Consider the following 12,504-nt stretch of genomic DNA (forward strand, 5'->3'; position numbering starts at 1 on the left):
ACCACCGTGCCCGGCATCGTTCCATTCTCTTTTCATTGAATAGTAGGACTAAGCAGATGAACGCACGAGACAATCGTTCCCGGGCGCGATCGGCGCATGCCGGTCTTCGCATGGCCGTTACGGCCGCATGCCTGGGTGGGTCGGGCGCCGCGCTCGCGCAGGACGGCGTCACGCTGTACGGCGTGATCGACGAATTCGCGCAGTACGTGAATACCGGCAACGGCTACACGGCGGCGATCGGTTCGGGCGGCCAGTGGGGCAGCCGCTTCGGGCTGAAGGGCGGCGAGGACATCGGCGGCGGCCAGAAGATCGAGTTCGCGCTCGAGAACGGCTTCAACCCGAACGACGGTTCGCTGGCAAGCTCGGGCAGCATGTTCAACCGGCAGGCGTGGGTCGGCATCGCGGGGCAGTGGGGCAAGGTGCGTGCGGGCCGCCAGAATTCGCCGCTATTCAACGACCAGGGCGGGCAGGACGCGTTCGGCGGCGTCACGCAGGCGTCCGGCATGGACAACCTGACCGTGTTCGCGTTCCGCACCAGCAATACGCTGTCGTACCAGAGCCCCGAGATCGCCGGTTTCCAGGCCGGGCTGTATTTCGGATTCGGCGACGCGGGCGGCGTGCGCTCGGCAGGCTCGAGCCAGCAGTTCGACGTGACCTACGAGCACGGGCCGTTCGCGGCATTCGTCGCGGGCCAGTGGCTGAAGAACAAGACCGCGACCACGACCGATCGCACGATCATGGCCGGCGCGTCGTACGCAATCGGCAAGGCGACGGTGTACGGCGGCTTCTCCGCGGTGAAGTGGGCCGACCTCGGGATCGATTCGCGCGTGTACGGGCTGTCGGTCAAGTACCAGCTCAATCCGGCGAACTACGTCGCGCTCGGCTATGCGTACCTGCACGACCAGAGGTCGCAGGGCGACAACGCGGACCAGTTCGGGCTGATGTACGAATACGACCTGTCGAAGCGCACGAGCTTCTATGGCGCGCTGTCGTACCTGCGCAACCGCAACCAGGCCGGCTACACGCTCGCCGGCGCGGCGAACCCGGGCCTGCCGCTCGCGTATCCGGGCGCGAATGCGCGCGGCGTGCAGCTCGGCATCGTGCATCGCTTCTGACGGTGCATCGGGCGCCGGGCCGCGCGGGTCGGCGCCCATTCTCGTGAAGATGCGCGCATCCGCGCGCTCACATCCCCAGCCGTTCCGCGAGCGAATGACGCTGCATGCAGCGCTCCATCGCGTCGAGGAACGCCTGCTCGGCCGCGTTCATCTTGCGGTCGCGATGCCACAGCAGGAACACGTCGACGTCGACGAGGCCCTCGTCAGGCGGCAGCCGCCACAGGCGTTGCTGCGCGATGTCGTCGCGCACGATGTGCTCCGGCAGGCAACCGATGCCGTAACCGGCGAAGATCAGCCGCCGCACTTCCTCGAGGCTCGGCGACGACGCGACGATGCGTCCGGTGAAGCCCTTCTGGTCGCGGAACACGGTGAGCGGCGACAGGCTGTCGCCGATCTGGTCGCTCGTAAACGACACGAAGTTTTCCGCGAGCAGGTCGTCCATCCGCAATTGGGTCTGCCCGAACAGCCGGTGATGGCGGCCGCAGTAGATCGCGTAGCGCTGCCGCAGGAAGCAGCGCATCTCCAGCTTGTCGTGCGGCGTGCGGCACAGGCCGAGCCCGGCGGTGGCTGTCTTCTGCAGCAGCGACGACAGGATGTCCGACGAGCGCATCACTTCGATCTGCAGGTCGATGCGCGGATACGCGCGATGGAAGTCGGCGAGGAATTCGTCGTAGACGGGCGACTCGATGCGGCTCACCGTCAGCAGCCGGATCGAGCCGGTGAGGTCGGCCGTGCTGTCGTCGAGCTCCGTTTCGAGCCGCGACACGCCGCCGTAGATGTCGCTCGCGATCCGGTACACGGCTTCGCCGGCCGGCGTCGGCGCGAAGTGCGCGCCGCGCCGCTCGATCAGCTTGCGCTCGAGGGCCTCCTCGAGCCGCCGCAGCGCCTGGCTCACGGCCGGCTGTGTCACGTGCAGGCGCGCGGCCGCGCGGCTTACGCTGCGCTCCTGCATGATCACCAGGTAGGTGCGCAGCAGGTTCCAGTCGAGGCGGTCGTTGAGGAAGGGGGCGAGGTCGGCGCGCATCGGGTCAGTCATTAGCTGAATTTATACGCGAAATAATAACTTGAAATTTGACTAATGATGTGCGGTCGCCGATAAAGGAGGGGCGCCGCACCGTGCGGCGCGAGGCCGCGACAGACGGCCGGCCATCACGATATCGCGCGTGCCGCTGCGCGCGCCAGGAGCCCGCATGACCCAGTCCCTTCCTTCCGCCCGCCAGCCGGCGCGTGCCGCGACGGCCGCGTTCATCGGCACGATGATCGAGTGGTACGACTTCTACATCTACGCGACCGCCGCCGCGCTCGTGTTCGGCGAACTCTATTTCCCGTCGCATGACCGCTTCGTCAGCACGATGGCGTCGTTCGCGACGTTCGCGGTCGGCTTCTTCGCGCGCCCGCTCGGCGGCATCGTGTTCGGCCACCTCGGCGATCGCATTGGCCGCAAGAAGGCGCTGATGACGACGCTGATGATGATGGGCGTCGCGACCGTCTGCGTCGGGCTGCTGCCCGACTATTCGAAGGTCGGCATGCTCGCGCCGGTGCTGCTGGTCGCGCTGCGCGTCGTGCAGGGGATCGCGGTCGGCGGCGAGTGGGGCGGCGCGGTGCTGATGGCGGGCGAACACGCGCCGCAGGGCCGCCGCACCTTCTTCGCGTCGTTCGCGCAGCTCGGCAGCCCGGCCGGGCTGATCCTGTCGCTGGTCGCGTTCCGCGCGGTCACGTCGATGGACAAGGCCGACTTCCTCGCCTGGGGCTGGCGCCTGCCGTTCCTCGCGAGCTCGGTGCTGCTCGTCGTCGGCATCCTGATCCGGCTCGGCGTGAACGAGTCGCCGGAGTTCGCGCGCGTGAAGGAGACGAACCGCACCGTGAAGCTGCCGGTCGCCGAAGTGTTCCGCTCCGCATCGGGGCTCGTGCTGCTCTGCATCGGCGCGAACACGATCGGGATCGCGGGCGTCTATTTCACCAACACGTTCATGATCGCGTACACGACGCAGTACGTCGGCGTGTCGCGCTCGCTGATCCTCGACAGCCTGTTCGCGGTCGCGATCATCCAGTTCATCGCGCAGCCGATCGCCGCGTGGATCGCCGAGCGCATCGGCGGCGCGCGTTTCCTGAAGATCGCCGCGCTGCTCGCGATGCTGTCGCCGTACCCGATGTTCATGCTCGTGCAGGGCGGCACGTCCGCGTCGCTCGTCGCGGGCATCGCGCTCGCGGTCGTCTGCATGGCCGGTTTCTATTCGGTGATCGCCGGCTTCGTGAGCGGCGTGTTTCCCGCGCACGTGCGCTATTCGGCGATCTCGCTCGCTTATCAGATCTGCGGCGCGATCGCGGGCGGCCTGACGCCGCTCGTCGGCACCTGGCTCGCGCATCGCTTCGCGGGGCAGTGGTGGCCGCTCGCGGTGTTCTACACGGGTCTCGCCGGCGTCTCGCTGCTTTGCATCGTCGCGCTCGACGCGCGCCGCGCGGCCCGGCCGGCCGCCGCCGAAGCGCTCGGCTCGCGCTGAAACTCAACGAACAAATTCATCGGAGTGCAAATGAAAGACCTGCTGGAAATCGACGGTGCCCGCCTGTGGCGGAGCCTGGCCGACATGGCGCGCATCGGCGCGACGCCGCGCGGCGGCGTGCGGCGCCTTGCGCTGACCGACGACGATCGGCGCGGGCGCGACCTGTTCGCGCAGTGGTGCCGCGACGCGGGAATGACGGTGAGCGTCGATGCGGTCGGCAACCTGTTCGCGCGGCGCGCCGGCACCGATGCGCAGGCCGCGCCGGTGCTGATCGGCAGTCATCTCGACACGCAGCCCGAAGGCGGGCGCTTCGACGGCGTGTACGGCGTGCTCGCCGCGCTGGAGCTCGTGCGCACGCTGAACGATGCGGGCATCGCGACCGACAAGCCGCTCGAGATCGTGTCGTGGACCAACGAGGAAGGCGCGCGTTTCGCACCGGCGATGCTCGGCTCGGCGGTGTTCACGGGTGCGCTGCCGCTCGACGACGCGCTCGCGAAGCAGGATGCCGACGGTGTCACGCTCGGCGCCGCGCTGGACGCATGCGGCTACCGCGGCACGCGCGCGCCGGGCGGCGCGCTCGACGCGTATTTCGAAGCGCATATCGAACAGGGCCCGGTGCTCGAGGCGAACGGCACGACGATCGGCGTCGTCACGGGCGGGCAGGCGATCCGCTGGCTCGACGTGAGCGTGACGGGCGTGGCCGCGCATGCGGGCACGACGCCGATGCCGTATCGCAAGGACGCGTATTTCGCGAGTGCGCAGATCGCGCTCGAACTGGAACGGATCGTCGCGGGCTACGCGCCGCGCGGGCTCGCGACGATCGGGCAGGTCGGCATCCGCAACGCGTCGCGCAACACGATCGCAGGCGACGTGACGTTCACGGTCGACCTGCGCCATCACGACGACGCGCAGGTCGATGCGATGGAGCGCGAGCTGCGCGATGCCAGCGCGCGCGTGGCCGCCGCGCGCGGCGTTCAGGTGTCGATCGAGACCTGCTGGCGCAGCCCGGCGACGCCGTTCGACCGCGCCTGCGTCGAACTGGTCGCGCAGGCGGCGGACGCATTCGGCTACACGAACGAGCGGATCGTCAGCGGCGCCGGTCACGACGCGATCCTGCTCGCGCGCCGCGTGCCGACCGCGATGGTGTTCATCCCGTGCGTCGACGGGCTGTCGCACAACGAGGCCGAAGACGCGTTGCCCGACGACGTGACGCGCGGCACGAACGTGCTGCTCAACGCGGTGCTCGCGCGAGCGGGCGTCGCGACGCGCGTGGCCGCGGCCGCGCACGACGCATGACACGGTGAATCGACGAGGACCCACGATGAAAACCTATTTCCACCCCGAACAGTTGCTGCACCATCCGCGCACCTACCTGTCGCGCGGCAGGATGCGCGAGCCGCAGGAGGTGCCCGAGCGCGCGGCGCGGCTGGTCGCGGCGGTGCATGCGCTCGACTTCGACGTGCGCGAGCCGGCCGACCGCGGCACCGCGCCGATCGCGGCCGTGCACGACATGAACTACCTGCGTTTTCTCGAGGAAGCGCATCGCGACTGGAAGCGGATGCCCGACGACTGGGGCGACGAAGTGATGTCGAACGTGTTCGTGCGCGACCCGAACCCGCTGCGCGGCGTGCTCGCAAAGGCCGCGCGCTATCTCGCCGACGGCAGCTGCCCGGTCGGCGCGAACACGTGGCGCGCCGCGTACTGGTCCGCGCAGAGCGCGCTCGCGGCCGCGGCGGACGTGAACGACGGCGCGCGCGATGCGTACGCACTGTGCCGGCCGCCCGGCCATCACGCGCGCCGCGATGCGGCCGGCGGCTTCTGCTACCTGAACAATGCGGCGATCGCCGCGCAGGCGCTGCTCGGCCGCCATCGCCGGGTCGCGATCCTCGACACCGACATGCATCACGGGCAGGGTGTGCAGGAGATCTTCTACGGCCGCGACGACGTGCTGTACGTATCGATCCACGGCGACCCGACCAATTTCTATCCGGTCGTCGCCGGTTACGAGGACGAGACGGGCGCGGGCGCCGGCGACGGCTACAACCTGAACCTGCCGATGCCGCACGGCGCGCCCGAGTCGGCGTTCTTCGAGCGGCTCGACGACGCGCTGCGCGCGCTCGCGCGGTTCCAGCCCGACGCGCTCGTGCTCGCGCTCGGCTTCGACATCTACAAGGACGACCCGCAATCGCAGGTGGCCGTCACGACCGACGGGTTCGGCCGGCTCGGCGGCGCGATCGGTGCGCTCGGCTTGCCGACGGTCATCGTGCAGGAAGGCGGCTATCACCTCGAGAGCCTCGACGTGAATGCGCGCGCGTTCTTCGGCGGGTTCGCCGGCGCGCTAAGGCGCTGAGACGTCGATACGTCGATACGTCGGTACGTCGATACGTCGGTATGTCGAAACGTCAAAACGTCGAAACGTCGAAACGTCGAAACGTCGAAACGTCGAAACGTCGAAACGGCGGCGCGCGATGCGCGGGCCTTCAACGAAAATGCCCGCGCCGGGATCCCGGCGCGGGCATTTTTCAATCGCGGTGCCGCGTATCGGCACCATGCGGATCACCGGGCGCTCACGAATTCGCGGCGACCGGCGCGCGGCGGCGCTGGATCATCTGCAGCGCGACGAGCGCGAGCCCTGCCGCCGCGATCAGCCCGCCGACGAGCGGCACCGCCGCGTAGCCGAAGCCGGCCGAGATCGCCGCGCCGCCCGCTGCCGCGCCGACTGCGTTGCCGAGGTTGAACGCGCCGATGTTGACGGCCGACGCGAGGCCCGGGGCTTCGTGTGCGGCACGCATCACGCGCATCTGCAGCGGCGGGACCACCGCGAACGTCGCGACACCCCAGACCAGCAGCGTGACCGCGGCGCCGGCATGGGTGCGCGCGAGCAGCGGGAACGCGGCCATCGTCACGATCAGCAGCACCAGGAAGCCGATCAGCGTGCCGTCGAGCGAGCGGTCGGCGAGGCGGCCGCCGGCGATGTTGCCGATCGAGAAGCCGACGCCGATCAGCACGAGCATCGCGGTGACGAAGCCGGGCGTCGCGCCGGTCAGGTGTTCGAGCGTCGGGGCGACATACGTGTACAGCGTGAACATCGCGCCGGCGCCGAGCACCGTGGTCCCGAGCGCGCCGAGCACGACCGGGCGCGTCAGCACCGACAGTTCGGCACGCAGGTTCGGCATCCTGCCGGCTGCGCCCTTCGGCAGCGCGGCGAACAGGCCGGCGATCGCGATCAGGCCGAGCACGGCGGTCGCCGCGAACGACATGCGCCAGCCGATCATCTGGCCGAGCCAGGTCGCGGCCGGCACGCCGCCGACGTTCGCGATCGTGAGGCCCATGAACATCGTCGCGACCGCGCTGGCCTGCTTTTCACGCGGCACGAGGCTGGCCGCGACCACCGAGCCGAGCCCGAAGAACGCGCCGTGGTTCAGGCTCGTGACGAGTCGCGCGAGCAGCAGCGTCGTGTAGTCCGGCGCGACGGCCGACAGCAGGTTGCCGATCGTGAAGATCGACATCAGCGCGATCAGCGCCGAGCGGCGCGACCAGCGCGCGAGCAGCAGCGTCATCAGCGGCGCGCCGACCATCACGCCGATCGCATACGCGCTGATCAGCATGCCGGCCTGCGGAATCGACACGTGCACGCCGTCGGCGATCACGGGCAAGAGGCCCATCGGCGAGAACTCGGTCGTGCCGATGCCGAACGCGCCGGCGGCGAGCGCCAGCAGCGGCAGCGCGGCGCTGCCGCCCGGGCGGGAAGGGGAAGAAGTCGTGGTGTTCACGCGATGCGCTCCGGTAAGCATGGGGCAACGGCACCGGGCCGTTGTAGACAGGGTGAAGTGTGCCTGCGTTACTTTTGCGGAAAAAGCCGTGCTCGGGCGAAATTATCTTGATTTCATGTCAACAATGCGCGATTGGGGCGGCACGCGCATATGGCCCGCCGGGCGGCGCGGCTTGCCGCCCAAAAAAATCCCCGGTCACAGGGGGACCGTGACCGGGGCGGAAAGGCATCCTCTCTTTGGCACGAGGGTGGATGCGGGCGCAGTATATTTCGGTGCATAACGTTTCGAAGTGACGTTAAACGGCCCTTTTTGGCGTCAATTTGAAAATTCCGGCGTGATGGCGTCGATCGTCACCGATTCGAAAGATTGGTCGTGCGCTCGGACGGACGTTCCGGGTGCGCGAAGACGCTAATACCGGCCGTCGCCCGAAGCGACTGCGCGCAGACGGCCGAATCCGCTGCCGCGCGCCGAGGCGAAATCCGCCGGCGTCGCGCGGGTCGCGCATGCCGGGCCGGTCGGTCAGTCCGCCTGCCCGGCCGCGTCGCGCACCGCCTCGAGAAACCGCGCGACGACGGGCGAGGCCGGCGCCGCCGCACCGTCGAACACGAACTCGATGTCGAAGCGGCTCGCGAGTTCGTCGAGTGCGACGAGCCGGACCGTGCGCGGGCACGTCGGCGACGCGCTTTCCGGCACGAATGCGCAGCCCATGCCGGCCGCGACGAGACCGATCAGCGTCGGGATGTCGCTGCCGACCTGCGCGATGCGCGGCGCGAAACCGGCCCGGTCGCACTGGGCCATCAGGAAGCGGTGGTGCGCGGCGGAGCGCTGCGCGTCGAACCAGACGAACGGCTCGTGTGCGACGTCGGCGAGCGTGCGCGGCGCGTGGAAGCGGCCGCCGGGCGGCGCGGGCATCGCGAGCACGAAGCGGTCGCTCAGCAGCCGCACGCCCGACAGATGCGGCGCCTCGTCGCGGCGCCACGCCATGATGCCGCCGTCGAGCTGGCCGCGCATCAGCGCCGCCGCCTGTTCGGCCGACAGCATCGGCGCGATCGACAGCTTTACGTCCGGACACGCGTCGCGAAACGCCTTCAGCACGTTCGCGACGACCGGCAGCGGCAGGCAGTTCGGCAGCGCGCCGAGGCGCAGTTCGCCGAGCTGGCCGGCCGCGCTGCGCAACGCGCGTTCGCGGCTGTCCTGCAATGTCGCGAGCAGGCCGGTGGCATCCTGCAGGAAACTCGCGCCGGCCGCCGTGAGCGTGACGCCCGTCGCGCGGCGGATCAGCAGCGGCGTGCCGATCGCATCCTCGAGCTCGCGGATCTGCCGCGACAGCGCGGGCTGGACGATGCCGGCCGCGCGGGCGCCGGCCATCACGCTGCCGGCTTGCGCGACGGCCACGAAGTAACGCAGGTGACGCAGTTCGATCTGGCGCATGCGGTGTCGGCTCCGGCGTTCGGTCTCGATTCGGTGGATATGCCTGTCAAGCATAGCAAGTGCCATCCGATGGTATTGGAAAGCATGGCGGGCGTGCCGTACGATGGTCGTCGTTACCGGGCCGGTTCACCGGCCCGTGCGTTCCCCTTGCCCCGATTCCCGACCGTGTCCTGCACCATGCCGCTTCATATCCAGACCCCCTATATCCGCTCGCAAATCGCGTCGCGCCGTCTCGGCAAGAACATCCGGCTGAAGCTCGACGCGCTGCAGCCGTCCGGCTCGTTCAAATTGCGCGGCATCGGCGCGGCGTGCGAAGCGCGGCATGCGGCCGGCGCGCGCCGGTTCGTGTCGTCGTCGGGCGGCAATGCGGGCATCGCGGTCGCGCATTGCGGCCGCGAGCTCGGCGTGCCGGTGCTCGTCGTCGTGCCGGAAACCGCGTCGGCCCGCGCGCGGGAGCTGATCCGCGTCGAGGGCGCGGAGGTGGTCGTGCATGGCGCGAGCTGGGCCGAGGCGAATGCGTTCGCGCTGTCGACCGTCGGTACGCAGGACGCGTTCGTGCATCCGTTCGACGATCCCGTGCTGTGGCAGGGGCACGCAACGATGATCGACGAGATGGCGGCGGCCGGCCCGAAGCCCGACGCGGTCGTGCTCGCGGTCGGCGGCGGCGGGCTGCTGTGCGGCGTGCTCGAGGGGCTCGCACGCAACGGCTGGCACGACGTGCCGGTCGTCGCGGTCGGGACGGAAGGCGCCGACAGCTACGCGCGTTCGGTCGCGCACGGACACCCGGTCGAATTGCCGGCGATCACGAGCATCGCGACGTCGCTCGGCGCGAAGCGGCCGTGCGACGCGGCGGTCGCATGGGCGAAGCGGCACGCGATCCATCCGGTCGTCGTGTCGGATGCGCAGGCGGTGGCTGCGTCGCTGCGGTTCCTGGACGAGCAGCGGATCGTTGTCGAGCCGGCGTGCGGTGCTGCGCTGGCCGCGCTCGAACAACCGGTGCCGGTGCTGGCTTCGGCGTCGGAGATCGCGGTGATCGTGTGCGGCGGCGTGACGGCGACGGCCGAGCAGATGCGGACGCTGAACGCGACGCTGCGGTAACGCGCACGGGCATGTGACGCAGCGCAGCCGGATGGTGATGCGGACGAAGACGTCGCGGTGAAGTGACGGCGGGGCGGGACCGGTCGCGGGCATCCGCGGAATCGGGGGCGTGTCGTCTGTCGCGACGGGCTGTTTCCGCTCGCGGGTTACGTCACGCCGGGCGCGCGCAGCCAGTGGCCGGGTGCAAGATCTTCTCACCGGAGGGCGACGGGGCGGGGATCGGCCGGTGCGCCGCGCACACGGTGCACGGCGCGGCGAGGGCGCGCGCGGTCAGTTCGCGGACGGCGCGCTGGCGCCGGTCGGCGCGGACGACGCGACGGGGTCGGCAGCAGCGGGTGCGGACGTCTTGCCTGCCGGCGCCGGAGCGGCGTTCGAGGGCGTCGGCGCGGACGCCGCCGGCGCAGGCACGGACGATGCCGCCGTGGTAGCGGCAGACGTCGACGTGGCCGGCGTCGAAGCGGACGTAGGCGCCGAAGCGGAAGTGGGCGTCGAAGCTGAAGCGGGTGCGGAGGCTGACGCGGGCGTCGATGCCGAGGTGGGCGCCGAGGTCTTAGCAGGTACCGCAGCCGAAGCAGGCGCCGAAGCCTGCGCCGAGGCCGAAGCTTGTGCCGAACCCGAACCCGAACCCGAACCCGAACCCGAACCCGAACCCACTCCGGCTCCCAACCCCGACCCGACGGCCCGCATCGTCCCCGGCGCGACCACGGCCGATGCCGCAGCAGGCACGGCCGGCACGACCGACGTGCCCGACGTCGGCGCGACACTCGGCACGGACAGCGGCACCGGCGCCGCCGGCGGCGTCGGCACGACCGGCGTCGTCATCTTCATCGGCTCGCCCTGCGGCGTCGGCGCAGGCTCGGGCAGCGGCGTCACGGGCTCCTTCTCGGCCGCCTTCACGGTCGCGCGATCGCGGCGGGCCGGATCGATCTTCAGGAAATGCTCGACGAGATTGAAGAAGCGCTCGTAGAACACGCCGGCGGGAATCGTCTCGCTCGCGGTCTTCACGAGCGCGTCGTCGCTCGACCCGATCGGCAGCGACAGCGAACCGAACACGCTGAGCCCGACGCTCGCCGACGTATTCGACTTCTTTAGCGTGTAGCGGTCCTGCACCGCGTTCACGTACGCGATGCTCGACGAGCCGTCGGCAGTCGCGTCCGCGCACACGACGTGAAACTCGATCACGACGTGCATGTCGTTGCTCGGCTGGAAATTCTTGCTGCCGTCGACCGCGTCGTTGCGCGACGACGACACGACATAACCCTGGCTCAGCAGCGCGCGTCGCGCGGCCTCGCAGGACGCGTCGGATTTCGAGTGGAACGTGTGCGCATACGGGCTGCTCGTCGCGTCGAACTGCTCCTGCTGGTAGATCGGCTTGGGTGGCGACGAGCACGCCGCCAGCACGGTCGCGGCCGCGAGCGCGCACGAAACGGAAAACAGGCGAAATCGGTTGTGCATGGCGTCTTTCAATAGGCTCGGCGAGATGCCGCGCGGGGCTGCGGGCGCAACGCACGCGGCGGCGGGGCCGGTGCGATGCGCGTGGCAATCTCGTATGGCCGGGGCGTCATTATAGTTTCGTTTGATGTCGCGCTCGCTTCAGCCGGCCGGCGCCGGCCGCGCGGCGGCGAGCAAGCGCGACGCCAGCGGGTGGTGTTCGCCGCGCCGCGAGCGGATCGCATGGATCTCCTCGGTCACGTCGCCCGCGCGGCCGAGCCGGCACAGCCCGCGCAGCAGCGATGCGTCGTTCGCGCCGAGTTCGCTGAGCGGAAACACGCCGAGGCCGCGCGCCGCGAACACGGCCATCAGCGCGCTGTCCTCGAATTCGCCAGCGATGCGGGGCACGATCCGTTCCCGCTCCAGCCACAGGTCGAGGCGCGCGCGCAGCGCCGAGTGGGCGGTCGGCAGCAGCACCGGCAGCTCGGCGAGGCACGCCGGAAAGCACTGTCGCGCGGCCGGCGTGACGAGCGCCGCGGGCCCGTACCAGTCGACCGGCGACGCGACGAGCCGCTCGCTCGTCACGCGCAGGTTCGACCCCGACGGCGCGCCCTGGCCGGCCAGCACGAGGTCGAGGTGATGCAGCGCCAGTTCCGCGAGCAGCGCGTCGTGCTCGCCCTCGTGGCACAGCAGCCGCAGCGTGGGCGTATCGAGCACCGGCGCGAGGAGCGCATGCGCGGCGAGCTTCGAGATCCCGTCCGCGAGGCCGACCGCGAGCCGCACGGTCGGCTGGCTGGCCGCCGCGCGCACTTCGTCGGGAATCAGCCGGCCCATCTCGAAGATGGCCTCCGCACGCGCATACGCGGCCTGGCCCGCGTCGGTCATCGCGACACCGCGCCCGGCCGGGCGCAGCAACTGGTGGCCGAGCGACTTTTCCAGCTCGCGGACCTGCGTGCTGATCGTCTGCACGGCCATGTCGAGCCGCTCGGCGGCGCGTGCGAAGCCGCCTTCCTTCACGACGACCCAGAAATAGTACAGATGGCGGAAATTCAGCATCGGATCGTTATTTCGTAAAAACCGAACCAAAGATCAGATTTTCTCTGATTTTTGCGAAGTCGTGCGCTACCTATCATCGGGCTTTCCACCTTCGAATCG

General features: G+C 69.8%; 10 protein-coding genes. 5 read left to right on the top strand and 5 right to left on the bottom strand.

Annotation, left to right across the window (positions count from 1 at the left end):
- Positions 1-56: 56 nt before the first annotated feature.
- Positions 57-1,115, top strand: a complete 1,059-nt coding sequence (locus tag U4012_RS21665) for a porin (RefSeq protein WP_321801371.1) — start codon at positions 57-59, stop codon at positions 1,113-1,115.
- Positions 1,116-1,182: 67 nt separating this feature from the next.
- On the opposite strand, the gene U4012_RS21670 is transcribed toward U4012_RS21665, so the two are convergent.
- Positions 1,183-2,139 (bottom strand): LysR family transcriptional regulator, encoded by a 957-nt coding sequence (locus tag U4012_RS21670; protein ID WP_044844933.1) that lies wholly within the window; start codon positions 2,137-2,139, stop codon positions 1,183-1,185.
- Between the two features lie 166 nt (positions 2,140-2,305).
- On the opposite strand from U4012_RS21670, the gene U4012_RS21675 reads away from it, so the two are divergent.
- Genes U4012_RS21675 through U4012_RS21685 form a run of 3 tightly spaced genes read left to right on the top strand, consistent with a single transcriptional unit; the run spans position 2,306 to position 5,966 of the window.
- A complete protein-coding gene (locus tag U4012_RS21675; RefSeq protein ID WP_044844932.1) occupies positions 2,306-3,616 on the top strand; it encodes an MFS transporter in 1,311 nt (436 codons plus the stop codon).
- 30 nt (positions 3,617-3,646) lie between these two features.
- A complete protein-coding gene (locus U4012_RS21680) occupies positions 3,647-4,912 on the top strand; it encodes a Zn-dependent hydrolase (protein WP_321801374.1) in 1,266 nt (421 codons plus the stop codon).
- A gap of 25 nt (positions 4,913-4,937) precedes the next feature.
- Entirely contained in the window at positions 4,938-5,966 is a 1,029-nt protein-coding gene (locus U4012_RS21685) for a histone deacetylase family protein (protein WP_321801376.1), read from the top strand.
- Positions 5,967-6,183: 217 nt separating this feature from the next.
- Here U4012_RS21685 and U4012_RS21690 read toward each other — a convergent pair whose 3' ends face one another.
- On the bottom strand, positions 6,184-7,389 hold the full coding sequence (locus U4012_RS21690) for an MFS transporter (protein ID WP_321801378.1): 1,206 nt from the start codon (positions 7,387-7,389) through the stop codon (positions 6,184-6,186).
- Positions 7,390-7,908: 519 nt separating this feature from the next.
- Positions 7,909-8,820 (bottom strand): LysR family transcriptional regulator, encoded by a 912-nt coding sequence (locus U4012_RS21695; protein ID WP_321801380.1) that lies wholly within the window; start codon positions 8,818-8,820, stop codon positions 7,909-7,911.
- Positions 8,821-8,997: 177 nt separating this feature from the next.
- Between U4012_RS21695 and U4012_RS21700 the strand changes: the two genes are divergently transcribed.
- A complete protein-coding gene (locus U4012_RS21700) occupies positions 8,998-9,918 on the top strand; it encodes a pyridoxal-phosphate dependent enzyme (protein WP_321801383.1) in 921 nt (306 codons plus the stop codon).
- A 270-nt stretch (positions 9,919-10,188) separates the two neighbouring features.
- Here U4012_RS21700 and U4012_RS21705 read toward each other — a convergent pair whose 3' ends face one another.
- Both U4012_RS21705 and U4012_RS21710 read right to left on the bottom strand, forming a co-directional pair.
- Positions 10,189-11,373, bottom strand: coding sequence for a DUF2242 domain-containing protein (locus U4012_RS21705; RefSeq protein ID WP_321801385.1), 1,185 nt, complete (start codon positions 11,371-11,373; stop codon positions 10,189-10,191).
- A gap of 138 nt (positions 11,374-11,511) precedes the next feature.
- Complete coding sequence (locus tag U4012_RS21710; protein ID WP_321801387.1) at positions 11,512-12,405, bottom strand: LysR family transcriptional regulator; 894 nt, start codon at positions 12,403-12,405, stop codon at positions 11,512-11,514.
- Between the last annotated feature and the right edge of the window lie 99 nt (positions 12,406-12,504).

Source organism: Burkholderia sp. BCC1988, assembly GCF_905339895.1.
Lineage (GTDB): Bacteria > Pseudomonadota > Gammaproteobacteria > Burkholderiales > Burkholderiaceae > Burkholderia.